Here is a 24900-nt window from a genome sequence, read left to right on the forward strand (position 1 = left end):
TGCCTTCCGGTGCCGCGGGCCGGACCCTCAGAGGGAGTCGAGGACGCGACGGCGCAGCGCGGCCGTGTCCGGCGCCTGCCGGGCGTCGCGCGCACGCGGGTGGGGCACGTCCAGGACGTCGCCGGTCGCGAACAGGGCGACCCGGTCGCCGAGATGGATCGCCTCGTCGACGTCATGGGTGACGAAGACGACGGTCGCGCCCGTGCCGCGCAGGATCTCCACCAGGAGGTCCTGCATCCCGGCGCGGGTATGGGCGTCGAGCGCGCCGAACGGCTCGTCCATCAGGACCGCCCGGGGGCGGGCCGCGAGGGCGCGGGCCAGCTGGACGCGCTGGCGCTGCCCGCCGGACAGCTGGTGCGGGAGCCTGCGCGCGTGCCCGCCGAGACCGACCCGCTCCAGCCACTCCTCGGCCGAGCGGCGCCGCTCCGCGCGGGGCACCCGCCGGATGGCGAGGGGCAGTTCGACATTGGCGCGGACCGATCGCCAGGGCAGCAGCGCGTCGTGCTGGAAGACCAGGGCACGGTCGGCGCCCGGCCGGTGGATCGGCTCCCCGTCCTGGGTGACCCGCCCCTCCAGCGGGGGCAGCAGTCCGGCGAGCGTGCGCAGCAGGGTGGTCTTGCCGCAGCCCGAGGGACCGACCACGGTCAGCAGTTCGCCGGCGGCGATGCGCAGGTCCACGGGGCCGGGCACGGCCACCCCGTCGGGGTGGCCGAGGCGGACGCCGTGCAGGGCGAGTTCCGCGCCGGTGGAGGCCGTCGGTGCCGTCGGGACGGACGGCTTCGCGGACACGGCGGACGGGCTCACGGTGCTCATGCGACCGGCTCCTTCTCGGGGCGACGGGCGGGGGTGGGCGGGGTGGCCGCGGACGGGCCCGCCGCGCCTGCGGGGCCGCCCGCCGGCACCCGGGCGGTGGGGCGCGGCAGCCACGAGGTCACCCGGCGGCCCATCGTCTCGACCGCGGTGGAGGTGAGCCAGCCCAGGGCGCCGATCGTGGCCATGCCGACGAAGACACCGGGGTAGTCGACGATCGTGTAGTCCTGCCAGGTGCGGTAGCCCACCCCGTACTCGCCGGAGATCATCTCCGCCGAGATCACGCAGATCCACGAGACGCCGATGCCCACGGAGAGGCCGCCGAAGATCCCCGGCAGGGCGCCCGGCAGCACCACCGAGAACAGCACCCGCGCCCGGCTCCCGCCGAGAGTGAGCACCGCCTCCTCCCACACCGGGTTCAGGGCCCGCACGGCGTGCCGGGTCGACACGAGGACGGGGAAGAGGGCCGCGGCGCAGGTGATGAAGACGATGCCCTGCTCGTTGGTGGGGAGCAGCAGGATCGCGACCGGCACCAGGGCGATGGCCGGGATCGGCCGCACCACCTCGACGAGCGGGCCCAGGACGTCGGCGGCCCACCGGGACCGGGCGACGGCGGTCCCGCCCGCCACCCCGAGGACGGCGGCCAGGAGGAAGCCGATCGTGATCCGGCGCAGACTGTGGCCGAGATCCTGCCAGTACGCCTCGGTGCCGATCCGGTCCCCGAGGGCGGAGGCGACCTCGACGACCGTGGGGAACTGTGCGAACCGCAGCCACAGGTCGACGTCGTAGGAGGTCAGCAGCTGCCAGAGCCCGAGGGCCGCGAGCGGGGAGGCCACCCGGACCAGTCGGCGGCCGGTGCTCGTGGCGGCGGTCCGGCGGTTTCCCGCGCTCATGACGCGAGCCTCACGGCGTCCGCGTACGGGACGACGCGCGCCCCGGAGTGCCCGGAGACGTACCGCTCGGCGCCCGAGCGGGTGACGAAGGCCCGCCACTCCGCGCCGTCCGCGACCCACACCGCCCGTTCCGCGAACCACAGCGTCCCCGTCACCGCGTCCGGCACGTAGGCGGCCCGCACGGAGGCCCCCTTGACGGCCCTGAGGAGCGCGGCGGGGCTGTCGAAGGTACGGATCGCGCTCTGGCCCTTCAGCCACAGCTCGGCCTTCGGACCGGCCGCCTTCGGGTACGCGAGGTCCGGCACCGCCCGGCGCAGCGGCGCAGGGTCGACGAACGCGTCCACGTCGACGTCCGTCACCAGGCCGGCCTCCTTCAGGACCGGCACGTCCTCCTTGAGCGCGGCGATCAGCTCCGGGCGGAGCGCCGGGTCGAAGGTCGCGATGCCCTGGGCGCCGTTGTAGAGGTAGACCACCTCGGCGGGCAGCCCCGTCTCCTTCGCGACCGACTCGGCGGCGGCGACGGGCTGCTTCCGCAGGTGATCCGTGGCGCGGTTCTGCGCCCGCAGGAAGGCGTCGAGGACGGCGGGCCGCCGCTTCGCGAACTCCTCGCGGACGGTGACCCCGTGGAAGGTCGGCAGGTTCAGCTCGGCCCCGTCGTACAGCGCTGTCGCCTTGCCCTGGAAGGCGAGCAGGCCCGGCCAGGCGACGAACTGGGACAGGGCGTCGACGCTGCCGGCCGCCAGGGCCGAAGCCCCCACGCTCGGCTGCTGGTTGAGCTTGCGGATGTCCTTCGCGGGATCGACACCGGCGCGGCGAAGGGCCCGTACGAGTGTGCCGTCGGCGGCCGATCCGACACTGGTGGACACCTTGCGGCCCTTCAGGTCCGCGAGGGACCCGAGGGGTGAACCGGGCTCGGTGACCACGGTGTTGAGGCCGCCGCGGAGGTTGTAGCCGGTGACCGCGACGAGCCGCGTCGGCTCCTTGAGCTGCCTCCCGCGAGCCGCGTTGATCAGCAGCGGGAAGTCGCCCATCGAACCGATGTCGATCTTTCCGGCCGTCATCTGCGCCGTGATCGGCGCCCCGGTCGCGTAGTCCTGCCAGACGACCCGATAGGTGAGGCCGTCCTTCCGGCCCCGGTCCGCGAGCTCCTCCTCGAAGTAGCCGAGGGAACGCAGCAGGGTGCCGGCGGTCACGGTGTTGATGGTCTTCGACTGGTACCCGACGGTCACCGTGACCGTCTTCCCGTCGGACGAACTCCCGGCCTCGGTCCCGCCGCAGGCGGTGGCGAGGGGCAGCAGCAGAGCGAGCGGGAGGGCGAGCCGGCCGGCTGCCCGGCGGTGGAGCAGAGGAAGTCTTCCTCGGGACATGGGTGTTGGGCCTTTCACCGGAGCAGGTAGGGCATGTTGACGGTGACCGCGCCGGTGGGGCAGCGGGCGGCGCAGGGGCCGCAGTACCAGCACTCGTCCACGTGCATGAACGCCTTGCCGTCCTCCTCGCGGATCGCGAGCGAGTCCAGCGGACACATGTCGACGCAGAGCGTGCATCCGTCGATGCACTTCGACTCGTCGATGGTCACGGGCACGTCGGCGCGCTGGGGGACCAGAGGCATGGCTGTCTCCAGGAAAGGGGTCGGCAGGAAACGGAGGGGCGGGAGGGCCCGAGGGACCGGGGGAGGGAAGGTGATCAGAGGGAGCGGCGCAGGACGCCGCCCATGGTGATGCGGTCGCCGCGGAACCGGATGAACTCCAGGTCCACCGGCCGTCCGTCGGGCAGACAGGTCAGCCGCTCCAGCATCAGGACGGCGGCCCCGCGCGGGGCCTGGAGCACGGCGGCGGAGTGCGCGTCGGCGTTGACGGCCTCCAGGGTGATCTCCGCGTGGCCGAGCGGACCGCCGGTCAACTGCTCCAGGAGCCGGAACACATCGGTGTTCTCCAGGTCGCAGCCGAGGAGTTCGCCGCCGATGTCCATCGGGAGGTACGACAGGTCGAGGGAGAGCGGCAGCCCGTTGAGCCGGCGCAACCGCTCGACGCAGAGCACGTCGGAGTGCTCCGGCAGCCCCAGCCGGTGGGCCACCGGCGCCGGAGCGGCGACCGGCCCCATGGTCCGGACCTCGTTGGTGACCTGCCCGTGCTCGCGCAGGGTCTCGGCGAGCCCCTGGAGCCGGTCCAGGCCGTGCGGGTACTTCTCGCACACCACCACCGTGCCGACTCCCGGCTGCCGTGCGACGATCTGCTCGCCGCGCAGCAGGTCGAGCGCCTGCCGGACGGTGTTCCGGCTGGCCCGGTAGTCGGACGCGATCACGTCCTCCAGCGGCAGGACCCCGCCGGGGAAGCCGCCCGCCAGGATCTGATGACGCAGCAGGTCGGCGAGCTGCCGTGCCCGGTCCGCACGCAGCCGCAGACGGCGGGCGGCGGCGACGGGTCGGGCGGCGGAGGCGGGTTCGGCGGGCATGGCAAGGAACGTAGCGGCGGGCCGCGCCGGATGGTGTTGCGGCAGTATTGCGCCACCTGACATCCCGTATGCACCGCCCTGACCTGCGATGATTCCGGACGGGTGCAGAGATCCGCCACCCTGCCGCCCACCACGTGGACGCCTGGCCGCCCACCATGCGGGAAGGGTCAGCCGGCCCGGGCCTCGACCTGGAGGTGCAGGGCGACGGAGAGCTGGTGGTGGAGCGCGCCGAGCACCGGCTCGCCCGGCGCGAACAGGCCGGCCGCGAGCTTCCAGTACCGGGTGATCACCGGCCCGTCGCTCCGGGCGAGCAGCGGGAGCAGCCCGCGCCTGAAATCGGGGGAGTCCACCGTCCCGCGCGCGCGGGCGTAGGCGGCGACGAAACAGTCCAGCGCGCCACCCTCCCGCAGGGCGCGCCCGGCCTCACGTTCCACGGCGGCCAGGGCGTACGCCTCCGCCAGACCCTCGTACAGCACGGCCGGGCGGTACTCGCCGTCCGGCAGCGGCGGCGCCGGCCGCGACTCGGGGAGGTGGACGCGCGGATCGGACACCAGGGCGTGCAGCCGGGCGAAGTCGAGGACCTGTCCGGGGCTCGGTTCCTCCGGAAGCCTCGGCACCACCGAGTCGAGCACCGTGGACACCACCCGCGCCGGCAGCCGAACGGGGAGGTTCCGGCGCCAGAACCGGGCCAGGGCCGCCGTGTCGGGCGGCACGGACACCGCGCCGATCAGCCGCAGCCGCCCGGCCCGCTCCCCGGGAGGACAGTCCTGGAGCAGCCGCAACGAGGCCTCGCGCCAGCGCAGCGCGGCCAGTTGCGACTCCAGCTTCCGCAACTGCCCCGTGACGACCTCCTCCAGGGCCTCGTCCCGGGCGAGGACCCGCTCGACCTCGGGGACGGGCAGACCGAGACCGCGCAGGGACCGGATCAGCCGGAGCCGGTCGAGCGCCCCCGCCCCGTACCGCCGATGCCCACCGGAACTGCGCCCGGCCTCGGGCAGCAGCCCCCGGTCGGAGTAGTACCGCACGGCCTTCACACCGACACCGGCCCGCCGGGCGAGCTCTCCGATGCTCCACAGTCCCTCGGACACCATGGCCTCAGTGTGAGGTACGGCCCCTCCCCGGAGCCCGTTTCCACGGCTCCTTGAATCTCCCCCAGGGGGAGTTCCTAGCGTGACGGCGAGGCATCGCCGAGGAGTCGCGAGGAGACGAACATGACCGTGTTTGTGCTGGTGTCGGGCCCGTTCACCGGTGGCTGGGTCTGGGAGGAGACCGTGGCCCGGCTCCGGGCGGCGGGTTCGCAGGCGTATCCCGTGACCCTCCCGGGAACGGGGGACCGGCGGGTCGACACCGGGATCGACCTGGAGACGCACATCCGGGACCTGGTGCGGCTGATCGACGGCATCCCGTTGTCCCGCGTGGTGCTCGTCGGGCACGGCTACGGGCTCCACCCCGTCCTCGGCGCCGCCGACCGGCGTCCCGAGCGCGTCGCCCGGATCGTCTCCCTCGACACCGGCCTGCCCGAGGACGGAGAGGCCGCCGCGCGCTCCGTGCCCGACCCCGAGGTACGGACACGACTGGCCGGCGGTGACGGCGCCCACGGGGCCGCTACGGACGGGGCCGGTACGTGGATCGCGCCGCCCGAGGCGGGCGGCTGGTCCCGCTGGGGCAGCACCGAGGGCGTCCCGGCCCAGGCGCTCGGCCGACTCGACCGCCTCGCCGCACCGCAGCCGGTCCGCACGCTCACCCAGCCGCTCCGGCTGACCGGCGCGGCCGCCGCCCTTCCGGTCACCGGCGTGCTGTGCAACGCCAACGGCTCCAGCGTCGACCTGGTGCAGATGCTGGTGGACTCGGGGCCGCCCCGGTTCCGGGCGCTCGCCGACGACAGGATCCGCTTCATCGACCTCGGCACCGGTCACTGGCCGATGCTCTCCGCCCCCGAGGAGCTGGCCGAGGTGCTGCGCCGGGCGGCGGCCGGGGAGGGCCGTCGGGTGACCGCGCCCGAAGGCTCGGACGAACGGCCGACGCACCTGCTGCCCTTCCTCCTCGACGTACCCGAGGTGCCGCGCGAGCGGCGAGGACGGGTCGATCTGCACCTGCCGGGCGGACTCGGGTCGCCGACCGCGGGCGGCGGGCCCCGGCCGGCCGTCGTCTTCGTCCACGGCGGCCCGGTCGCCCCCGAGCAGCGGCCCACCCCGCGGGACACCCCGTTCCTCCTCGGTTACGCCCGCTACGCGGCGAGTCTCGGCGCGATCGGCGTCACCCTGGACCACCGGCTGCACGGCATCGCCGACCTGCCCCTCGCGGCCGACGACCTCGCCGAGGCCGTCGCCCTCGTCCGCGCCGACCCGCGCGTCGACGGGGAGCGGATCGCGCTCTGGTTCTTCTCCGTGGGCGGACTCCTCGCGGCGGACTGGCTGGCCGCGCCCCCGCCGTGGCTGCGCTGTCTGGCGGCGAGCTACCCCGCCCTGGCCCCGCTCCCCGGCTGGGGCGGCGTGGAGTCCCGCTTCCGGCCCGTCGACCTCGTGGGTACGGCGGGCGGCCCCCCGATCGTGCTCACCCGGGCCGGACGGGAGCACCCGGCGTTCGCGGCGACGGTCGAGGAGTTCCTGGCCGCCGCCGGGAAGAGCGGGGCGGCCGTCGAGACCGTCGACGTCCCGCACGGCCGCCACAGCTTCGAACTGGTCGACCCCACCGAGGAGTCCCGCGCGTGCGTGGAGCGGGCGATGCGCTCCGTGCTCGGGCATCTGAGGGACTGACCGACGGCCGGCGCCGCTCCGCTCGGCGCGTACACGAGACGTCGAAAATAGTAGCCATATACATAGTAGCCATGTACGGTATTCAGGGTGAGTTCAGCAACCGAAGGCGCCTCGGCCGGATTTCTCGTCTGGCGCCTCTCCATGAAGTGGCGTGTGGCCGTCGACCGGGCGGTCGGACCGCTGGGCCTGACCCACGCCCAGTACGTGGTCATGGCGTCGTTGTACGGCATGTCGCTCTCCGGACTGCGGCCCAGCCAGCGCGGGCTCGCCGACCGGACGGGAATGGAGGCGTTGTACGTCTCCAAACTCGCCCGCGCCCTGGAGGCGAACGGGCTCCTGGACCGCACCCGCGACCCGGACGACCCGCGCGCCATGCGCCTGTCGCTCACCGAGCAGGGGCTCGACGTCACGGGCCGGGCGATCACGGTCGTCCAGGGACTCCTGGACCAGTTGCTGGGGCCGCTCGGGGGCCGGACCGGCACGCGTACCCGGGAGTTCACCCGTGAGCTGGCCCTCCTGCTCGACGTACCTCTTGATCCGCACAGCGAGAACGATGAGGAGCAGTCATGACCACCACCTCCACCACCGCCCCCCGCGCCAACGGCCGGGTCCTGGCCCTGGCGCACCACGCGGGACGCGTCCTCCTGGAAGGCGTCCTGACCCGTCACGGCATCACGTTCCACCAGAGCGTCACCCTGCGGGCCGTCGCGGTCGCGGGCGAGTCCGTCGGCCGCGACGAGCTCGTCGGCGACGTCACCGGTTCCCTGAAGACCGACGCGTCGGTCGTGACCGGCGTGATCGAGGAGCTGACGGCCGCGAAGCTGCTGGAAGCGGATCCGGCGGAGGCGGACCGTGTGCGACTCACCGACGCCGGCCGGACGTCGTACGAGACGACCACGGCCGAATCCGCCGAGATCGCGGCCCGGCTGTACGAGGGCATCCCCGACGAGGACCTGGTGATCACCGGCCGCGTGCTGACCCTGATCACGGACCGCGCCAACGCCGAACTGGCCGCCGGCGCCTGAGGAACCTCGCCGGAACGCAGCAGGGTCCGCGACGAGAACCTCCGGGACATCTTCGTGGCCCCGCCGCCCCGGACGGAGGGGAGGACGCCCGGTCGCGTGACGTCCGCCATGGCCGCAGCGCGACGGTTCTGGTCAACTCTCCCCATGCGCCGCACTCTTCTCCACCGCCTCACCCGATCCCATCGCTCGGCACTCCCCGCCGTCGCCGGCCTCCTCCTGCTCACCGCGTGCGGGTCCGGGGGCGAGACGGCCGGCCCACCTCCGGTGTGCGGTCCCGGATCGAACCCCTCCGCGAGTGCCGAGACGCCCACACCGGCCGCCACCACGGACGAGGACGGCGTCACGGTCCTCGGGACCGGTGGAGGGGCCGACTCCGGTGCCTCCGCCCGCCCCTGCGCGGTGTACACCCTCACCAACAGAGAGCCCCAGCCCTTCACCTACGTCGTCACCATCGCCTTCCGGTCGGAATCGGGCCGGGCACTCGGCAACGTCGACGACACCGTCGAGACCGTCGCCCCCGGCCGTACGGTCCGGCGTACCGTCAACGGCTCCGGCCTTTCCCCCGACGCCGTCGGCACGGCCGACGCGAAGGTCCTGAAGGTGCGCGGCTTCCCGACCGCCGAGGCGCCGAGCACGAGCGGTGCCTGTCCGCCCACCGGCGTGCGGGTGTACGCCGACGAAGGCGACGCCGCCATGGGGCTGCGGGTCGTCGGGCTCCACCTGGAGAACTGCGGCACCCGCCCGTACCGCCTCAACGGCTACCCCCGGATCGAGATCCGCGACGAGGACCACGAGCGCGTCGGAAGCGTGTCGATCGTCCAGGGCGGTGAGGCCATCGCCGGAGGCACCGGCGCCGAGGGGCCGCCGAGACGGCTCGAACTGCTGCCGGGCGAGCGGGCGCACGCCGGACTGGTCTGGCGCAACACCGTCGAGGGGGGAGTCGACGGGCCCGTGAACGCCCCCTACGCGCGCGTGTGGGCGAAGCCCGGCGCCGCCCCGGTGACGGTGATCCCCGAACTCGACCTCGGTACGACGGGCAGGCTCGGTGTCGGCCCCTGGAAGAAGGACGAGGAGTAGCGCCCCCTCCGCACGTCACGGGTGGGAGAAGACACCCACCATCCGGGTGTCCGGGTTGCTGCTCATCCCGACGATCGCACCCCCGTCGGCGCGGTTGGCACGCGCGTGCGTGCCCGCGTACCCCTCGTCGGTGAGGAAGACGCCGAGCGCCGCGATCCAGTCGTCGACGTCACCGGTCGCCGGGTCGTACACCGGCTCCGGCCTGGGTACGACCCGCTCCTGCGCCACGTAACCACCGCGCCCCACGGCGGCGCGCATCGCCTCGTCCCACTCCGCGGCCGTGCACTCCCAGCCGACGAAGGTGTCCAGCCCGCCGTACCCGGCGCCCGGCTTGAGGATCAGCCGTTCCCGCCGCTCCCGGCAGAGATCGACCAGCTCGACGGCCGCGGAGGTGTGGAGCGTGCGGCTCCACGGCAGGACCCGGTCGACGAGCGCCCGCTCGTCGGCGTCGAACGAGCTGCGCCGACGCGGATCGGTGAGCAGGGCGAGGGCGCCCTTGTTCGCGTAGAAGCCGCTCTCGAGCGAGGTGAACAGGACGGTCCGGCCGGCCCGGTGGGCGCGGAAGAACGGCTCCGCCGCGTCGGGACCCGCCGGGTCGTCGAGCAGCTGACTCGCCGCGAAGTTCCGCAGGACGAGGTCCAGCGGGGTGCCGTCCAGGGTGAGTTTTCCGTCGGCCCGGGTGCGTACGTCGTCGATCTCCCCGATCCGCAGATCGATGCCCTGCCGGGCCATCGCCTCGACCGTGGCCCGCATGAGCCGTCCGTACGGGGCGACGCCGCCGCGCCCCTCGATCAGCCCTACCACCGGGTCCCCGCCGCCGGACAGCGCCGGTTCGGCGCGGTCGCGCAGGACGGCGGCCGTCCGCGCGGCGATGTCCACGTGGTCGAGCCGGTGCACGCGCGCGAAGTCCGCGAACTCGGGGACGCCCAGCAGGCCTTGGTTGAACACGGCCATGTCGAGACCGCCGACCTCGCTGCCGAGGTTGAGTTCCAGGAGCCTGTACCCGGCGCCGTCGTGATAGGCGTCGGCGCGGCCGAACTTGGCCGGGACGCCGGAGCCGCCCCGGCGGAGCAGCGCGGCGAGGGGAGGAGCGATCCCGACCTCCGCCGCGTACCGGTCGACGTCCCCGTCGAAGAGCCGGAGCGGCAGGGACACGAGCAGTTCGAAGAGGCCCTCCAGGTCCCGCGCGAAGGCGGCCGTCTCCGGGGCCCGTACGAACCAGGGGCGGGGCAGCAGATGAGCGCGCCACGCCTCCTCGAAGGCCGGCGGCAGCTCGGCGCGCGCCACGGCCTCGGCGAGCCCGCGGTTGCCGGCCAGGCACTCGTCCACGTATGTCCGGCTCAGATCGGTCATCTGCGTCGCTCGCTTCCCTGAGGAATCGGGTACGTGATCGGAAGGGCGAGCAGACTACCGCCCGGAGCCCGGAGCCCGGAGCCTGGAGCCCGGAGCCCGGAGGCGAGGTCCCGACCGCGGCGCGCCGCACCCGCTCGCCTGCGTTAGCGGAACGTGAGTGAGACGTGAGTGGCGGGAGGGAGAGTTGTGGGCGGACCGGGGCGGGCCGTGGGGGCCTGCCCCGGCCCGCTCCGCACGGCGAGCCGGACAGCGTCCTCCGCGCCCGTTCAGCTGGTGACCGCCACCACCGTGGCCGTCGTGACCACGAGCATCGCGGCCTGCATGTCCCGGATCGCCCGGCGTACGCCCTCCGCGGCCCACTGCCCGGCCGTCAGCTCCTCCAGGCGGGCGGCGACCTCCTTGCGAGGCATGTCGGGGAAGGCGAGGCGGTGGAGCCTGGCACCGTGGATCAGGGCGAGGAGCCCCGTCGTGCGGGCGCTGTGGGCCGGCCCGTCGGCGAGGACCGTGTGCAGTCTGGCCCGCAGCTCGCGCTCGACCGAGCCGTCGGCCTCCGGGTAGCGGACGACGGGGAAGAGGCCCATCACCCGCTGCCGCTCCTCACGCACCAGACCGCGCTCGCGGAGGCTCTCGACCGTGGCCTTCACCGCCTTGAGGTGGTCCTTCGTCAACCACTCGGTGACCTTCGGCGCATTGCCCTTCTTCGCGCACCAGGCCGTGACCTGCCGCAGCCGGTCGTCGAGCAGCGGCACCTCGGTGGGCGTCGCGTCCGTCACCCGCAGCCGTCCGTCGTCCACCGACACGCGTCCCGCCAGGACGAGATCGAGCAGGATGCCGCCCGCGACCGCCCACGCGGCGGTCTGCCGCTCCTGCGCGACCCCGGACACATCGTCCAGGGACAGCAGCATGATCTCCTCCGCGAGCGTGACCGCCACCCCGTACCCCTTACCTTCCGCGTGCGACCGTCCGCACGCGCGCGTGTGCGGCGCCCCGAGACGTCGACCGTCCCCCGGCGCCCTTCGTCCCTGAGGACGACGGGAACACGGGTGCGGTTCCCGTCGGCGTGCCGCCCTCCGCTGTGACCTGCGTCGTTCTCCGGGTGCGGCGGAATTCGGGGCGCGCTCTGGTCTGGACCGCAGCGGGTCGGGGCGTCAAGCTCTCGCTATGGACTTGGAGCTGAGGCACCTCAAGACGATCCGGGCCATCGCCGACGCGGGGAGCCTCACACGCGCCGCGACCGCGCTCGGGCTCGCCCAGCCGGCGCTCAGTGCTCAGCTCAAGAGGATCGAACGGGCTCTGGGCGGTGCCCTGTTCGAGCGGGGACGGGAGGGCGTACGGGCCACGGCGCTCGGGGACCTGGTGCTCGAACGGGCGCGGGTGGTGCTGCCCGCCGTCTGCGAGCTGCAGGAGGAGGCGGTGCGGTTCGCCCGCGGCGGGGCGGGGGGCTACCGGCTCGGGGGCACCCACGGGCCGCTGCTCGGCGGCCTGGTCGACCGGATCGCGCGCGACGACCCCGGCGCCCCCGTCACCACGTACATCTCGTGGTCGGAGCGCGAGATCGCCGGCGGGGTCGCCGACGGCCGCCTCGACTTCGCCCTCGTCGGGGTCTGCGGCGAGAGCGGTCCGCCCGAGGCGGGCCGACTGGCCTGGACGGAGGTCGCCCGCGACCCGGTGTACGTGATGCTGGCCGCCGACCATCCGCTGGCACCCCGCGCCGTGATCGACCTGGCCGAACTGGCGGCGGAGGCCTGGACCGACGTCCCGGGCGACGGCTGCTTCGGCGACTGTTTCGCCGCCGCCTGCGTGCGGGCCGGGTTCACCCCGGCCTGCGTCTACGAGACGGACACCGCCTCCTGTGTGCATCTGGTGCAGGTCGGCCGGGCCGTCGGGCTGTGCCGGGCGACCTTCCCCGTCACCCCGGGCCTCGTCACCCGGCCCCTCGCCGGCGCCCCCCTCATGTGGCGGCACCTGCTCGGCTGGCATCCCGAGGGGCGCGCGGCCTCCCGGTCCGCCGCCGTCCTCGGCCACACCCGGGCCGCCCACGCCGAGGCGCTGGCGAGCAGCGCGGGCCGGCTCCACACGGGGGTGGCACCCCCGGCATAACGCCGTGGCAGGGGCCGACTGGCAACTGCCGTCTCCTCGCCGCGACTCCTACGGTTCCAGCAGATCCCCCGCCGCGATCCAGGATCCGGGCCGAGACGTCCCGGACCGCGATCCGAGAACCGAGGAGACTCCCCATGCTCCGACGACACGCCCGCGCGGCGTGTACCGCCCTCGTCGCCGCCGGAATGGCGCTGGCCGGACTCCAGGCCGGCTCCGCCGCGGCGGCCCCGGACGCCCGGGACCCGCACCGGGCACCGACCGCGCTGACCGCCGCCCAGGCGCTCGGTGCCGGCTCCGCCCGGCCCGAGTTGCTCGACGCCATGCGGCGGGACCTGGGACTCACCCGCTCCCAGGCCCTGACCCGCCTCGCCAACGAGGCGGAGGCGGGCGCCACCGCGGCCCTGCTCCGCCAGGGCCTCGGCGGCGCCTTCGCCGGTGCCTGGGTGGACGGCGCCGAGGCCGGCACCCTGACCGTGGCCACCACCCGCCCCGCCGACACCACCGCGATACGGGCCACGGGCGCGCGGGCGCGGCTCGTGACGCACAGTCTGACCGACCTGGAACGGGCGAAGCAGCGCCTCGACCGGTCCGCCGGCGTCGACGCGCCCGTCCGCTACGTCGACGTCCGCGCCAACGTCCTGGTCGTCGAGGAGACCAGGACGGGCGCCGGGGAGCGGCTCCTGGCGGCCACCGGTGTACCGCGCGCGCTGGTGCGGGTCGTCCGCACCGGCCAGGCACCCCGCCCGCTGTACGACATCCGGGGCGGCGACGCGTACTACATGGGCGCGGGCGGCCGCTGCTCGGTGGGCTTCGCGGTGACGCGGGGCACCACCCAGGGATTCGCCACCGCGGGTCACTGCGGCCGGGCCGGTACCACCACCAGCGGCTTCAACCAGGTGGCGCAGGGCAGCTTCCAGGGCTCGGTCTTCCCCGGCAACGACATGGCCTGGGTCGCCGCCAACACCAACTGGACCTCCACCCCGTACGTCAAGGGCTCCGGCGGTGCGAACGTCCAGGTGACCGGCTCGGTGCTGCAGCCCGTCGGCTCCTCCGTGTGCCGCTCCGGCTCGACCACCGGCTGGCACTGCGGCACCGTGCAGCAGCACGGCACGAGCGTCACCTACCCCGAGGGCACCATCTCCGGGGTGACCCGTACGACCGTCTGCGCCGAGCCCGGCGACTCCGGCGGCTCGTACATCTCCGGCAGCCAGGCCCAGGGCGTCACGTCCGGCGGTTCCGGTAACTGCTCCAGCGGCGGCACCACCTTCTTCCAGCCACTGAACCCGCTGCTCCAGAACTACGGGCTCACCCTGAAGACCACCGGTACCGACCCGGGGCCCGGGCCGGGCGAGCCGGAGCCTGGCGGCAGCTGGACGGCCGGAAAGGTCTACGTGGCCGGGGATGTGGTCACGTACGGCGGAGCGAGCTACCGCTGCCTGCAGGGCCACCAGGCCCAGGCGGGCTGGCAGCCGCCGAACGTCCCGGCCCTGTGGCAGGGCCTGTGACCCTGGCCGAATAGTGACCGGGGGTGCCGTGGACCCGAGGGGGGTGTCGCGGCACCCCCTCGCGTTCCCCGTAGGATCACCGCGATCTTGATCGACAGTCTTGGTCAACGACAGGGTGCCGTCGTCGGAACGGCACGTGCGCCTCGCGGGGGAGTCGGCACATGAGCAGGATTCGGGCAGTCGTGGCTTCGGTCGTCCTCACCTCGTCCGTGGCGGTGACACTGACGGGCTGCGGCTCCGGCGAGCCCGCGGAGGCCACCGGGGCGGCGGGGCAACCCTCGACGGGGAAGGCTTCGGTGGGACGGTCCGCCGACGGAGGTTCGGCCTCCGGCGGCGGAGAGGCCGGGACCTCCCCGGCCGCCGCCGGGCTCGCCGCCGACAACGGCGTCCGCTACACGGCCATCGCCGTCCCCCAGCTGGAGGGACTCGTCTGCGACGAGGGCGACGGAGGCTTCCACTACGGGAGCGGCCTCGACATGCGCGTCAGCGGCGACGACGACCTCAAGGAGATCGAGGGTGACAGCAACGACGTCGCCGACGAGGTGTCGTGCTTCGGCAGCCCGAGGAACATCCTCCGCAAGGGCACGATGTCGGCCTCGGCGCCCATGTTCACGGCCAGGAGCCATCTGTACGAGAAGGTGGCGGACCCCGCCGCCGCGCTGAACAAGATCTTCGCCGCGTCCACGGACAACGCGACGAGCGACGGCCGCGACTTCGTCGGCGAGGCCGAGACCGCCACGGACAGCGCCCTCGTCGTCAAGTGCCGGCAGAACGTCACCGACACCTTCCCGATGACCACCTGCTTCTGGGCGAACTACGGGGCGGCGGGGGTCGTCGACTTCTTCCCGGCGGACGATCAGTACATCCCCGTGGAGTCGGCCGTCCCGTGGACCCGGTCCTTCGTCGCCGGCGCGCTGCGGACCTAGGGTCTGTCTCGTCGATCAGGCCGGCCGCCCGTCAGGCCTCCGCCAGGCCCCCGCGCGCGATGACCCCCGCGTACCAGCGGGCGCTGTCCTTCAGGGTCCGCCGCTGCGTCGCGAAGTCCACGTGCACGATGCCGAACCGCTTGCTGTAGCCGTACGCCCACTCGAAGTTGTCCAGGAGCGACCACAGGAAGTACCCCCGGACGTCCGCGCCGTCGACGAGCGCGCGGTGCACGGCCGCCAGGTGCTGGTGGAGGTACGTCACCCGCTCGGGGTCCTTCACGTTGCCGGAGGGGTCGGCGTAGTCGTCGTACGCCGCACCGTTCTCCGTGATCACCAGCGGTACGTCCGGCAGTTCGTCCCGCAGCCGGATCAGGAGCTCGTGCAGCCCGTCCGCGTCGACCGGCCAGTCCATCGCCGTACGCGGCCCCGGCGCCGGCTCGAACCGGACGTGCCGCTCCGCGCCCGCCCACGGCGAGGGCGACTCCGAGCTGCCCGCCCCGACGACCGAGGGGGAGTAGTAGTTGATGCCGAGCGAGTCGATCGGCGCGGCCGCCGCCGCCAGGTCGCCGTCCCGCACGAAGGACCAGTCCGTGACCGACGCCGTGTCGCGGACCAGGTCCTCCGGGAGCCGGCCGTGGAAGACCGGGTCCAGGAAGATCCGGTTGCCGACCGCGTCGATCCGGCGCGCCGCGTCCAGATCCTCCGGAGACTGCGAACAGGGCCGTACCGCGTGGAGGTTGAGGGTCAGCGACACCTCGGCCGAGCCGGGCAGGGCCCCGCGCAGAGTGCGCGCCGCGAGCCCGTGCGCCAGGTTCAGGTGGTGGGCGGCCCGCAGCGAGGCGAGCGCGCTGGTGCGGCCCGGGGCGTGCACGCCGTTGCCGTAGCCGAGGAAGGCCGCGCACCAGGGCTCGTTGAGCGTGGTCCAGGTCGCCACCCGGTCGCCGAGGGCGTCCGCCATGATGGCCGCGTACTCGGCGAACCGGTGCGCGGTGTCCCGCTGCGGCCAGCCGCCGGCGTCCTCCAGCTCCTGCGGCAGGTCCCAGTGGTAGAGCGTCGCCACCGGCCGGATGCCGGCGTCGATGAGGCGGTCGACGAGCCGCCGGTAGAAGTCCAGACCCTTGCGGACGGCGGGGCCGCGCCCGGTGGGCTGCACCCGGGGCCAGGCGACGGAGAAGCGGTAGTCGGTGACGCCGAGCCGCCGCATCAGCTCGACGTCCTCGTCGACCCGGTGGTAGTGGTCGGCGGCGATGTCACCGGTGTCGCCGTTGCGCACCTTGCCGGGCGTACGGCTGAACGTGTCCCAGATGGAGGGGGTGCGGCCGTCCTCCCCCGCCGCCCCCTCGATCTGGTAGGCGGCCGTGGCGGTGCCCCAGCGGAAGCCCTCGGGGAAGCGGAGGGCGGTCGTCGTGTCGGTACGTGCGTCGAGCGCGGTCATGGGATGGGAACTCCCTGGAGTGAGAGGTCTGGGGGATGGTGGAGCGGCGAGGGGGGTGCCGGGCGGAGGGGTCAGCCCTTGACCGCGCCCTGCATGATGCCGCCGACGATCTGCCGGCCCAGCAGGCCGAAGACCAGGAGCACCGGCAGGGTGCCGAGCAGCGTGCCCGCCATGATCACGGACTGGTCGTGGACGTATCCGCCGCCGAGCTGGCGCAGGGCGACCTGGACCGTGGGCTCGGAGGAGGTGAGGGCGACGACCGGCCAGAAGAAGTCGTTCCAGGCGGCCATGAAGGTCAGCAGCCCCAGGACCGCCATGCCGGGCCGGGCGATCGGCACCACGATCGACCAGAAGATCCGGGCGGTGGACGCGCCGTCCACCCGCGCCGCCTCGATCAGCTCGTCAGGCAGCGACTGCATCAGGTACTGGCGCATGAAGAACACACCGAACGCGGACACCAGGCCCGGCAGGATCACCGCCTGGAGCTGGTTCACCCAGCCCAGCTCGGCGATCAGCATGAACAGCGGGATCACTCCCAGCTGCGGCGGGATCATCATGGTGCCGACGGTGATCGCCAGGAGCGCGCCGCGGCCCCGGAAGCGGAGCTTGGCGAAGGCGAAACCGGCGAGCGTGCAGCACAGCACGGTGCCGAGGGTGATCGAGCCGGACACGATGAGGGAGTTGAGCAGGGCCTTTCCGATGTCCGCCTCTTCGAGGACCGCCTCGAAGTTGCGGATCAGGTTCGGGCCCGGCAGCAGCGTCGGCGGCACCTTCGCCAGGTCGGCGTTGGAGCGGCTCGCCGCGACGATCGTCCAGTAGAAGGGGAACGCGGAGAACAGGACGGCGACGACGAGGATCCCGTACGCGAGCGGGCCCGCGTGCAGGGTGCGGCCGGCCCGGGAGGGGCCTCGTGACACCGTGGGACCGGGCGTGCCGCCGGTCCGGGCGGGGTCTCGCGTCACGGTGGGACCGGGCGCGGTCATCGGCCGGCCTCCTTGCGGGAACGGCGGCGCGCGATCAGGGCGTTGGCCCCGACGAGCACCACGATGAGCAGGAACATCACCCAGGCGATGGCGGCGGCCCGGCCCAGGTGGAAGAAGCCCCAGCCCTGCTCGTACATGTACAGGCCGAGCGTCTGGTACTGGTGCGAGATGCCGCCCGAGACGGATCCTTCGAGCAGCAGCGGCTCGCCGAACAGCTGCGTCGCGCCGATCGTCGAGACGATGACGGTGAACAGGATCGTGGGCCGCAGCCCCGGCAGCGTGACGTGGAAGAACTGCCGCCACCGCGAGGCCCCGTCCATCGCGGCGGCCTCGTACAGCTCATGGGGGATCGACTGCATGCCGGCCAGGTAGATCAGCGCGTTGTAGCCGGTCCAGCGCCAGACGACGACGGTCGACACGGCGATCTGTGAGGCGACCGTGCCGTTCTGCCAGTCGACGGGGTCGATGCCGACCAGACCGAGCGCGTAGTTGATCAGGCCGAAGTCACGCCCGAAGAGCTGGGCGAAGACGAGGGTGGCGGCGGCCACCGACGTCGCGTACGGAAGGAGGACCGCGGTCCGCAGGAAGGTGCGGCCGCGCATCTTGTAGTTCAGCAGATGCGCGAGCCCGAGGGCCATGACGAGCTGCGGCACGGTGGAGAGCACACCGATGGTGAACGTGTTCCGCAGCGAGAGCCAGAAGTACGAGTCGCCGAAGAGCGCGGTGTAGTTGCCGAGGCCACGCCACTCCATGTCACCGGGCGTCTGGAGCTCCACCCGGTAGAGCGAGACGAAGGCCGTGTAGAGCAGCGGGAAGAGCCCGAAGGCGACGAACAGGGTGAAGAACGGGGCGAGGTAGGCGTACGGGGAGAACGACTGCCAGGCCCGCCGGGCGGACCCCCGCCGCGCGGGCGGCGGGACCGGCTTCGGCGGGGCCGGCGTCTCGGGTGCGGTGAGGGTCACGGCGCGGCCCTTCGGAGGAGTGGAGGAGACGTGGGGAGGGGACGTCGGCGAGGGTCAGCCGATGGTGTTCTCGACGCCCTTCTTCGCGTTCGACCAGGCCTGCTCCGGAGAGGTCCCCTTGCGCTCGACCTCGCTCAGCGCGTTCGTGATCTGGGTCGTGATGTTCTGGTCGTGCACGCCGAGCACCTGGACCGGGGCCGCCTTCGCCGCGTCGCCGAAGATCTGTCCGATGGGGGCGTCGGAGAAGAACGGGTCCTTCGCGCCGGCGACCTTCTCGATCGCACCCGTGGCGGAGGGGAAGTTGCCCTGCTTCTGGAAGAGCTTCGTCTGCTGCTCGGGGGCGGTGAGCCACTTCACCAGCTCGTACGCCTCCTTCTTGTGCTTGGCGGCCTTCGGGACCGAGAGGTACGAGCCGCCCCAGTTGCCGGCGCCACCGGGAAGCTTGGCGACGTCCCACTTGCCCTTGCCGGCCTCACCGGCCTGGCCCTTGATGTAGCCGAGCATCCAGGCGGGGCACGGGATGGTGGCGAAGGAGCCGCCGGCGAAGGCCTGGTTCCACTGCGGGGACCACTGGTCGAGCTTGGCGGTCAGCCCGTCCTGGGCCGCCTTGACGGCGTGGTCCCAGGCGTTGCGCAGGGCGGGGTTCTGCTCCCAGATCAGCTTCCCGGAGGCGTCGTAGTACCGCTCCTTCTCCTGCCCGATGATGATCGAGTAGAGGCTGCCGGTGCTGTCGATCCAGGAGCTCTTCCCGGGCGCCTTCGCCTTGTACTGCTTGCCGAGGGCCAGGTAGCCGTCCCAGGTGGACCACTTCTGGGCGAGCTCCGCGCGGTCGGTGGGGAGTCCGGCCTGCTTGAAGAGGTCGGTGCGGTAGCACATCGCCTCGGGGCCGACGTCGGTGCCGAGGCCGAGCACCTCGCCGCCCTTGCCGCCGGCGGCGGCCCACTTCGCCGGGGCGAACTGGTCCTTGAGGGAGTCCGCGCCGTACTTCCTGAGGTCCTCGAACCGGTCGGCCTGCTGCTGGGTGACGGAGGCGATCCGGCCCACCTCTATGCCCTGCACGTCGGCCAGGCCGGCACCGCCGGCGAGGCGGGTCTGGAGGGACTTCCAGTAGTCGGCCTCGTCCTCGGTGTCCGTCTGCTTGATGGTGACACCGGGGTGGAGCTTCTCGTACTCGGCGTAGAGCCCGGCCTCCTTGTACCCGAAGGAGCCGAACAGGTCGACGGTGATCGTGACCTCGCCTCCCGCGCCATCGGTGGAGGTGTCGTCCGACGCGCCTCCGCAGGCGGCGAGCAGGGCCCCGGTGAGCGCGACCGCCCCCAGGCGGACGACGGCTCTCCTGGCGGTGGTCGTGATGGCGGCTCGGGCGATGGGCATGGGAAGCCTCCCTTGGCTCCGGAACGAGCGAGAGCGACTGAGAGCGCTCTCAAGCGTGCGGGGGGAGCGTGCCTGTGATGGAGCCCATCCGTCAAGGCTCGAAGGCGTAACGGACGGGAGGAGCTCTCAAGTCCGGCCTGTGTTCAATCTCTTGACACACGTGTTTCGGCGGTTTTACGTTTCCGGCGTCTTGAGAGCGCTCTCTCGGAGTGTTCGCCCCCGGCGTCCACCACGAGACCGTCCCCTCTTCCCGCGCATCCCCGCCCCGCGCATCCCCTCCGTGCCCCACTCGTCGCGAACGACATGAGGTGCCGTACATGCCAGCCCCCCGCACGAGACCGGCCGCCGCGCTGGTCCTGGTCTCCGCCCTCGCCGCCCTGGGACTCGGCCCCGCCGCCGCCCCCGCGGCAGCGGCCACCGTCCCCACGGGCGCCGGAAGCTACTCCGACACCCGACCCGCCGGAACCTCCGGCCCCACCACCAACACCGGCGCACCGGTCACCCCCAAGGTCACCGCCGCCGCCCAGGGCAAGCCCGTCCCCACCAACGACTGGTGGTCCTCCCTCGCCTTCCAGCGCTACGGGGACAACCCGTACTCCACCCCCATGTACGGCCACCCGCTCACCTACCAGGCCGTCGCCGGCGGCCTCGAGCTGGGCTACCCCACCACCCCCGCCATCGTCGGCGACGGACGCCAGTACGAGTTCGCCCACAAGGCCGACCTCACCCTCGGGCTCACCGGGCTCAACTCGCCCGACACCAAGGCCGACGCCTGGTCCGACTGGACCGTCACCCCCTACTGGTCCGACGGCGCCCGCACCCTGCGCACCACCATCGGCCACGGCATGCCCTTCGTGTACGCCAAGGGCACCGGCGGCGACGCCCGGATCACCACCGCCGGCGCGCCCACCGTCTTCGCCGACCAGGGCAACGTCCTCGGCATCACCGTCGCGGGCCACCACTACGCCCTCTTCGCCCCCAGCGGCACCGACTGGACCGTCTCCGGCTCCAGCGTCACCGCCGGGCTCGGCGGCAAGGACTACTTCTCCGTCGCCGTCCTGCCCTCCACCGACGCCCTCGCCACCTACCGCAAGTACGCCTACAGCTTCGTCACCGGATCCACCGTGAACTGGAGCTACGACGCGGGCACCGTCCGCGCCACCTACTCCCTCACCACCGAGGCGAAGGAGGGCACCGAGCGCGGCACCCTCCAGGCGCTCTACCGCCACCAGTGGCTGAACACCACCGACCCGCTCACCCCCTACACCTATGTCTCGCCCCGAGGCACCATGAAGGTCCGGGAGTCGGCCTCCTTCACCACCAGCCAGAAGGCGGCCGCCACGCTGCCCGGCCTGCCCGGCGGCAGCGGCGTCGACACCGCCCGCCTGCGCGGCTACCTGAACGAGGTCGCGAACTCCGCCGATCCCTTCTCCGGGGCGGTCGACACGTACTGGACCGGCAAGGCGCTCGGCAAGCTCGCCCAACTGGTGCCGCTCGCGGACCAGATAGGCGAGACCGCGCTCCGCGACAAGCTCCTCGGCCAGATCAAGGGCCGCCTCCAGGACTGGTTCACGGCAGGCGGCGCAAGCGAGTTCTCGTACGACACCGCCTGGAAGACCCTCACCGGCTATCCGGCCTCGTACGGCAGCGACACCGAACTCAACGACCACCACTTCCACTACGGCTACTACGTGTACGCCGCCGCGATCGTCGCCCAGTACGACGCGGGCTGGGCCGCGGACTCCGCCTGGGGCGCGATGGTGAAGACCCTGGTCCGCGACACCGCCAACCCCAGCCGCACCGACAGCGCCTTCCCCTTCCTCCGCGGCTTCGACGTCTACGCCGGACACAGCTGGGCCAGCGGACACCAGGGCTTCGCCGCCGGCAACAACCAGGAGTCCTCCTCCGAGTCGACCAACCTCAGCGCCGCCCTCGTCCTCTGGGGATCGGCCACCGGCAACAACCAACTCCGCGACCTCGGCACGTACTTGCTCACCACCGAGGGCGAGGCCATCGCCCAGTACTGGTTCGACGCCGACCAGCAGGTCTTCCCCGGCGCCTTCCAGCACGACACCGCCGGCATGGTCTGGGGCAGCGGAGCCGCCTACGCCACCTGGTGGACCGCCAACCCCGAGGAGATCCACGGCATCAACGTCCTCCCGGTGACCGGCGGTTCACTCCACCTCGGCGGTCACAAGGACGCCGTCCGCCGCAACATCGCCGAGATGGAACGGGAGAACCCCGGACCCGCCGTCGAATGGCGCGACATCCTCTGGGAGTTCCAGTCCTTCGCAGATCCGGCCGCCGCGAAGGCCAAGTGGGACGCGGGCAACGCCGGTTACACGCCGGAGGCGGGCGAGTCCAAGGCCCACACCTACCACTGGCTCACCGCACTCGACACGCTCGGCGCCCCCGACGCGACGGTCACCGGGTCCATCCCCACCTCCGCCGTCTTCACCAAGGGCACCACGCGGACGTACGTCGCCCACAACCACGGCACCAGCGCCCGTACCGTCACCTTCTCCGACGGCAAGTCGCTCTCCGTACCCGCACGTTCCACCGCCAGCGGCACGGGGACGGGCGGCACCGACCCCGGCCCGGACCCGGAGCCGTCCACCGGCAACACCTTCCAGCTCCGCACGGGCGGCACGCTCACCACGGCCACCGGCGCCACGGCGGGCAGCGACACCGTCCTCTCCGCGCAGGGCGGCAACCACGACGGCACCCCCAGCCGGCCGGTCGTCTACGAGGCCCGGGGGGTCAACGGCACGCTGAAGGCCGGCGGTTCCACCGCCTTCCGCCTCCAGATCGACGCGGGCACCGCCGTCGGGCTGGGCCAGCAGGCCCGGATCAGCTACGACCTCACCGGTGACGGCACCTTCGAGCGGACGGAGACGTACCACTACTTCGCCACCGACCCGGTCACCGGCTGGGAGGAGTACGGCCAGTCCCGCGGCCTCAAGTCCGCCACCGGGACGCTCGGCAACCTGACGGGCGGCACGGTGCGCCTGGAGGTCTGGAGCGCGATCGGCAACGGCGACTCGCGCGTCCAGACGGGCACGGACCGGTCGGTGGTGGTCATCCCCTTCGACTGACCGTCCGATCCCTTCGGGGAACGGAGCGGCGGGCCGGGTTCCTCCTCACCCGGCCCGCCGCTCCCTGTCCGCCGGCCGGCCGTGCCCCGGGGACCTCGCCGCAGGCGCGCCCTCAGGCCGAGTCGCGGAGGACGAGCGCCGTCGGCGTGATCACGGACGCCGGGTTCACGGAGCCGGTCCCGTCGAGCAGCCGCATCAGCAGCTTCACCATCAGCCGGCCCATGTCCTCGATGTCCTGGCGCACGGTGGTCAGGGACGGGGACGTCCTGCGCACCACCGAGGCCATGTCGTCGAAACCGACGACCGCCACGTCCTCCGGCACCCGCACACCGCGCTCGCGCAGCGTCAGCAACGCACCCGACGCCATCAGGTCGTTGGCGACGAACACGGCGTCGACGTCGGGCCGCCGGTCGAGCAGCTCCGCCATCGCGCGGGCGCCGCTCTCCTCGGTGAAGTCCCCCCGGGACAGCAGGGCGGGGTCGGCGTCGATCAGGACGTCGCGATAGCCGTGGAGCCGGTCGATGGCCGACGTCTGGTCGTCGGGCCCGGAGATGTGGGCGATGTTCCGGCGGCCGAGATCCACCAGATGCCGCACCGCCTCGCGGGCGCCCCCGCGGTTGTCGCAGTCGACGAACGGAACGGTCGGACTCGTACCGGGAGCCGGCCGACCGCCGTAGACCACCGGGATCCGCGTCCGGTCGATGACGGCGGGCAGGGCGTCGTCGTTGTGCAGCGAGAACGCCAGGGCGCCGTCGACGTGCCCGCCCCCGAGATAGCGGGCGATCCTGTCGTGGTCCCCCGGACCCTCCACCCACAGCAGCACCAGCTGGGCGTCGTGCGCGGTCAGTTCCCGGCTGATGCCCCGTACCTGCTGCTCGAAGAACGGGTCCGAGAAGATCCTGAACTCGGGCTCCGCGATGATCACCGCCACGGCGCCGTTGCGCCGGGTGACCAGGGTGCGGGCCGCGTGATTGGGCACGTAACCGAGTTCGTCGACCGCCCGGCGGACCTTCTCGACCAGCGGAGGCCGTACGCCCGCGCCCCCGTTGACGACCCGCGAGGCCGTGGCGCGGGACACGCCGGCGCGAGCGGCGACGGCTTCCAGCGTGGGGCGTGGCCCCGTGGTCTGCTCGGGCAAGGCGTGCGCTCCTCGGCTGCGTGGGTGGGGCTGGGGTCGCGTGCGGTGTACGTTCCCGTACGGATCAGGATATCTGTAGCCCCCACCCTCTGAGAGCGCTCCCAGAAGGATCGGCCGCCACTTTCCCCTGGGCAGGGCGCCGGTCACGGACGCCCCGCGGGGCGCGGCCCGAAAACCAGTCGCGATCCCACGGGCTCCGAGCCCAGACTGAGGGGTCGACCACTTCGAACGGGACGAGTGACCAGCGCTGACCTACAACCTTGACACCCTGCCCTTCCCCGCCAACCGCGTGCCCATGGTCACCTTCGAGGCCATCCGGGACTGGGGGACGTTCGACCCCGCCCGTCAGCCGTTCGCCTGGGACGAGGACGAGGAGGCGCGCCTCCGCTCAATGGTCCGGGAGTGGGTGCCGCCCGTGCTCTCCGGCATGGACGGCTGGTGGCAGGGCGAACAGTGGTGCGCAAGCCAGATAGGCGCGCTCGTCCGGGAGCGATACGGCACCTGGGCCTGGGGCTGGAACTGGTGCTATCGCGACGGCGGGCCCATCGGCCACTGGGCCGGCGGGGCGACCTCGGTGACGACCCCGGACGAGACCGCGGCACGCGTCGTCGCCGCGCTCCTGGAGTGGCGGGCGTGGCTGGAGCGCACGGCCCGGCGTTTCGCCGAACTGGCGCCGCCGCCCGACGTCCCGCCCGAGGACCGCAGCTGGTACCTGGAACGGGCCTGCGTCCGGCTCGTGACCTACGCGATGGACTCGTGCGCGGACAACGCCTGGCGCGGCCAGACCTCGTTCGTCCTCGGCTGGTTCCTCACCAGCACCGGCCTGGACCCGGTCGAGGCCGGGCGAGCGGTGGAGCGTGCGATCGGCGGCCGGTTCGAGAGCTGGGTCGTTCCGAAGCACACGCTGATCGAATCCGTGGCCGAGGACCTCGCCGTCGGCCTCACCGGGCACACCCCGTACCAGGACCACCGCGAGAGGGAGGAGCTGGAGCATCTCCACGACCGCTCCTGACAGCC

General features: G+C 72.9%; 22 protein-coding genes. 9 read left to right on the forward strand and 13 right to left on the reverse strand.

What is annotated here, in order from left to right:
- Nucleotides 1-27 precede the first annotated feature (27 nt).
- The 6 genes from OG392_RS33710 to OG392_RS33735 all read right to left on the reverse strand — a co-directional run bounded on the left by OG392_RS33710 (nucleotide 28) and on the right by OG392_RS33735 (nucleotide 5245).
- Nucleotides 28-813, reverse strand: a complete 786-nt coding sequence (locus tag OG392_RS33710) for an ABC transporter ATP-binding protein (RefSeq protein ID WP_329285819.1) — start codon at nucleotides 811-813, stop codon at nucleotides 28-30.
- Nucleotides 810-1703, reverse strand: coding sequence for an ABC transporter permease (locus tag OG392_RS33715; protein WP_329285821.1), 894 nt, complete (start codon nucleotides 1701-1703; stop codon nucleotides 810-812). Before OG392_RS33715 ends, OG392_RS33710 begins: the two co-directional genes overlap by 4 nt.
- A complete protein-coding gene (locus tag OG392_RS33720) occupies nucleotides 1700-3070 on the reverse strand; it encodes an ABC transporter substrate-binding protein (RefSeq protein ID WP_329285822.1) in 1371 nt (456 codons plus the stop codon). The genes OG392_RS33715 and OG392_RS33720 overlap by 4 nt, the downstream gene beginning before the upstream one ends.
- A 14-nt stretch (nucleotides 3071-3084) precedes the next feature.
- On the reverse strand, nucleotides 3085-3312 hold the full coding sequence (locus OG392_RS33725; protein ID WP_329285824.1) for a 4Fe-4S dicluster domain-containing protein: 228 nt from the start codon (nucleotides 3310-3312) through the stop codon (nucleotides 3085-3087).
- Between the two features lie 74 nt (nucleotides 3313-3386).
- Nucleotides 3387-4154 carry a GntR family transcriptional regulator gene (locus OG392_RS33730; protein ID WP_329285827.1) on the reverse strand — a complete coding sequence of 256 codons (768 nt, stop codon included), beginning with the start codon at nucleotides 4152-4154 and terminating at the stop codon, nucleotides 3387-3389.
- A gap of 167 nt (nucleotides 4155-4321) precedes the next feature.
- Nucleotides 4322-5245, reverse strand: a complete 924-nt coding sequence (locus tag OG392_RS33735; protein ID WP_329285830.1) for a MerR family transcriptional regulator — start codon at nucleotides 5243-5245, stop codon at nucleotides 4322-4324.
- A gap of 120 nt (nucleotides 5246-5365) precedes the next feature.
- On the opposite strand from OG392_RS33735, the gene OG392_RS33740 reads away from it, so the two are divergent.
- From OG392_RS33740 to OG392_RS33755, 4 genes are all read left to right on the forward strand, one after another.
- On the forward strand, nucleotides 5366-6910 hold the full coding sequence (locus tag OG392_RS33740; RefSeq protein WP_329285831.1) for an alpha/beta fold hydrolase: 1545 nt from the start codon (nucleotides 5366-5368) through the stop codon (nucleotides 6908-6910).
- 87 nt (nucleotides 6911-6997) lie between these two features.
- Nucleotides 6998-7480: a MarR family winged helix-turn-helix transcriptional regulator gene (locus OG392_RS33745; RefSeq protein WP_329285832.1), complete on the forward strand. Its 483-nt coding sequence runs from the start codon at nucleotides 6998-7000 to the stop codon at nucleotides 7478-7480.
- On the forward strand, nucleotides 7477-7935 hold the full coding sequence (locus tag OG392_RS33750) for a MarR family winged helix-turn-helix transcriptional regulator (RefSeq protein ID WP_329285833.1): 459 nt from the start codon (nucleotides 7477-7479) through the stop codon (nucleotides 7933-7935). Before OG392_RS33745 ends, OG392_RS33750 begins: the two co-directional genes overlap by 4 nt.
- 144 nt (nucleotides 7936-8079) lie before the next feature.
- On the forward strand, nucleotides 8080-9012 hold the full coding sequence (locus tag OG392_RS33755) for a DUF4232 domain-containing protein (RefSeq protein WP_329285836.1): 933 nt from the start codon (nucleotides 8080-8082) through the stop codon (nucleotides 9010-9012).
- A 15-nt stretch (nucleotides 9013-9027) separates the two neighbouring features.
- Here OG392_RS33755 and OG392_RS33760 read toward each other — a convergent pair whose 3' ends face one another.
- Together OG392_RS33760 and OG392_RS33765 are read right to left on the reverse strand one after the other, a co-directional pair.
- Nucleotides 9028-10365, reverse strand: a complete 1338-nt coding sequence (locus OG392_RS33760) for a hypothetical protein (RefSeq protein WP_329285837.1) — start codon at nucleotides 10363-10365, stop codon at nucleotides 9028-9030.
- A gap of 266 nt (nucleotides 10366-10631) precedes the next feature.
- Entirely contained in the window at nucleotides 10632-11297 is a 666-nt protein-coding gene (locus tag OG392_RS33765; protein ID WP_329285839.1) for a GOLPH3/VPS74 family protein, read from the reverse strand.
- A 229-nt stretch (nucleotides 11298-11526) separates the two neighbouring features.
- Between OG392_RS33765 and OG392_RS33770 the strand changes: the two genes are divergently transcribed.
- The 3 genes from OG392_RS33770 to OG392_RS33780 all read left to right on the forward strand — a co-directional run bounded on the left by OG392_RS33770 (nucleotide 11527) and on the right by OG392_RS33780 (nucleotide 14896).
- Nucleotides 11527-12465: a LysR family transcriptional regulator gene (locus OG392_RS33770; protein ID WP_329285841.1), complete on the forward strand. Its 939-nt coding sequence runs from the start codon at nucleotides 11527-11529 to the stop codon at nucleotides 12463-12465.
- 134 nt (nucleotides 12466-12599) lie between these two features.
- On the forward strand, nucleotides 12600-13970 hold the full coding sequence (locus OG392_RS33775; protein WP_329285842.1) for a carbohydrate-binding protein: 1371 nt from the start codon (nucleotides 12600-12602) through the stop codon (nucleotides 13968-13970).
- A 161-nt stretch (nucleotides 13971-14131) separates the two neighbouring features.
- Nucleotides 14132-14896, forward strand: a complete 765-nt coding sequence (locus tag OG392_RS33780) for a hypothetical protein (protein WP_329285844.1) — start codon at nucleotides 14132-14134, stop codon at nucleotides 14894-14896.
- Between the two features lie 31 nt (nucleotides 14897-14927).
- Here the strand turns inward: OG392_RS33780 and OG392_RS33785 are convergent, their stop codons facing one another.
- The 4 genes from OG392_RS33785 to OG392_RS33800 form a co-directional block, all read right to left on the reverse strand.
- Nucleotides 14928-16331, reverse strand: coding sequence for a GH1 family beta-glucosidase (locus OG392_RS33785; protein ID WP_329285846.1), 1404 nt, complete (start codon nucleotides 16329-16331; stop codon nucleotides 14928-14930).
- Nucleotides 16332-16402: 71 nt separating this feature from the next.
- A complete protein-coding gene (locus OG392_RS33790; RefSeq protein WP_329285847.1) occupies nucleotides 16403-17314 on the reverse strand; it encodes a carbohydrate ABC transporter permease in 912 nt (303 codons plus the stop codon).
- A complete protein-coding gene (locus OG392_RS33795; protein ID WP_329285849.1) occupies nucleotides 17311-18276 on the reverse strand; it encodes a carbohydrate ABC transporter permease in 966 nt (321 codons plus the stop codon). The genes OG392_RS33790 and OG392_RS33795 overlap by 4 nt, the downstream gene beginning before the upstream one ends.
- 54 nt (nucleotides 18277-18330) lie before the next feature.
- Nucleotides 18331-19650, reverse strand: coding sequence for an ABC transporter substrate-binding protein (locus tag OG392_RS33800; protein WP_329285850.1), 1320 nt, complete (start codon nucleotides 19648-19650; stop codon nucleotides 18331-18333).
- Between the two features lie 317 nt (nucleotides 19651-19967).
- Here OG392_RS33800 and OG392_RS33805 point away from each other — a divergent pair, with 317 nt between their 5' ends.
- Complete coding sequence (locus tag OG392_RS33805; RefSeq protein ID WP_329285852.1) at nucleotides 19968-22745, forward strand: glycosyl hydrolase; 2778 nt, start codon at nucleotides 19968-19970, stop codon at nucleotides 22743-22745.
- A gap of 112 nt (nucleotides 22746-22857) precedes the next feature.
- Here OG392_RS33805 and OG392_RS33810 read toward each other — a convergent pair whose 3' ends face one another.
- Nucleotides 22858-23883, reverse strand: a complete 1026-nt coding sequence (locus OG392_RS33810; RefSeq protein ID WP_329285854.1) for a LacI family DNA-binding transcriptional regulator — start codon at nucleotides 23881-23883, stop codon at nucleotides 22858-22860.
- 295 nt (nucleotides 23884-24178) lie between these two features.
- On the opposite strand from OG392_RS33810, the gene OG392_RS33815 reads away from it, so the two are divergent.
- Nucleotides 24179-24895 carry a hypothetical protein gene (locus OG392_RS33815; protein WP_329285857.1) on the forward strand — a complete coding sequence of 239 codons (717 nt, stop codon included), beginning with the start codon at nucleotides 24179-24181 and terminating at the stop codon, nucleotides 24893-24895.
- The last annotated feature ends 5 nt before the right edge of the window (nucleotides 24896-24900 follow it).

The organism is Streptomyces sp. NBC_00691 (assembly GCF_036226665.1).
Taxonomy (GTDB): Bacteria; Actinomycetota; Actinomycetes; order Streptomycetales; family Streptomycetaceae; genus Streptomyces.

What these genes read in the sequence shown, in the direction of transcription:
- OG392_RS33710 (WP_329285819.1), bottom strand. Translation starts at nt 813, where the DNA reads ATGAGCACCGTGAGCCCGTCCGCCGTGTCCGCGAAGCCGTCCGTCCCG.
- OG392_RS33730 (WP_329285827.1), bottom strand. Translation starts at nt 4,154, where the DNA reads ATGCCCGCCGAACCCGCCTCCGCCGCCCGACCCGTCGCCGCCGCCCGC.
- OG392_RS33770 (WP_329285841.1), top strand. Translation starts at nt 11,527, where the DNA reads ATGGACTTGGAGCTGAGGCACCTCAAGACGATCCGGGCCATCGCCGAC.
- OG392_RS33750 (WP_329285833.1), top strand. Translation starts at nt 7,477, where the DNA reads ATGACCACCACCTCCACCACCGCCCCCCGCGCCAACGGCCGGGTCCTG.
- OG392_RS33815 (WP_329285857.1), top strand. Translation starts at nt 24,179, where the DNA reads ATGGTCACCTTCGAGGCCATCCGGGACTGGGGGACGTTCGACCCCGCC.
- OG392_RS33800 (WP_329285850.1), bottom strand. Translation starts at nt 19,650, where the DNA reads ATGCCCATCGCCCGAGCCGCCATCACGACCACCGCCAGGAGAGCCGTC.
- OG392_RS33760 (WP_329285837.1), bottom strand. Translation starts at nt 10,365, where the DNA reads ATGACCGATCTGAGCCGGACATACGTGGACGAGTGCCTGGCCGGCAAC.
- OG392_RS33725 (WP_329285824.1), bottom strand. Translation starts at nt 3,312, where the DNA reads ATGCCTCTGGTCCCCCAGCGCGCCGACGTGCCCGTGACCATCGACGAG.
- OG392_RS33735 (WP_329285830.1), bottom strand. Translation starts at nt 5,245, where the DNA reads ATGGTGTCCGAGGGACTGTGGAGCATCGGAGAGCTCGCCCGGCGGGCC.
- OG392_RS33785 (WP_329285846.1), bottom strand. Translation starts at nt 16,331, where the DNA reads ATGACCGCGCTCGACGCACGTACCGACACGACGACCGCCCTCCGCTTC.
- OG392_RS33775 (WP_329285842.1), top strand. Translation starts at nt 12,600, where the DNA reads ATGCTCCGACGACACGCCCGCGCGGCGTGTACCGCCCTCGTCGCCGCC.
- OG392_RS33790 (WP_329285847.1), bottom strand. Translation starts at nt 17,314, where the DNA reads ATGACCGCGCCCGGTCCCACCGTGACGCGAGACCCCGCCCGGACCGGC.
- OG392_RS33720 (WP_329285822.1), bottom strand. Translation starts at nt 3,070, where the DNA reads ATGTCCCGAGGAAGACTTCCTCTGCTCCACCGCCGGGCAGCCGGCCGG.
- OG392_RS33715 (WP_329285821.1), bottom strand. Translation starts at nt 1,703, where the DNA reads ATGAGCGCGGGAAACCGCCGGACCGCCGCCACGAGCACCGGCCGCCGA.
- OG392_RS33780 (WP_329285844.1), top strand. Translation starts at nt 14,132, where the DNA reads ATGAGCAGGATTCGGGCAGTCGTGGCTTCGGTCGTCCTCACCTCGTCC.
- OG392_RS33805 (WP_329285852.1), top strand. Translation starts at nt 19,968, where the DNA reads ATGCCAGCCCCCCGCACGAGACCGGCCGCCGCGCTGGTCCTGGTCTCC.
- OG392_RS33740 (WP_329285831.1), top strand. Translation starts at nt 5,366, where the DNA reads ATGACCGTGTTTGTGCTGGTGTCGGGCCCGTTCACCGGTGGCTGGGTC.
- OG392_RS33755 (WP_329285836.1), top strand. Translation starts at nt 8,080, where the DNA reads ATGCGCCGCACTCTTCTCCACCGCCTCACCCGATCCCATCGCTCGGCA.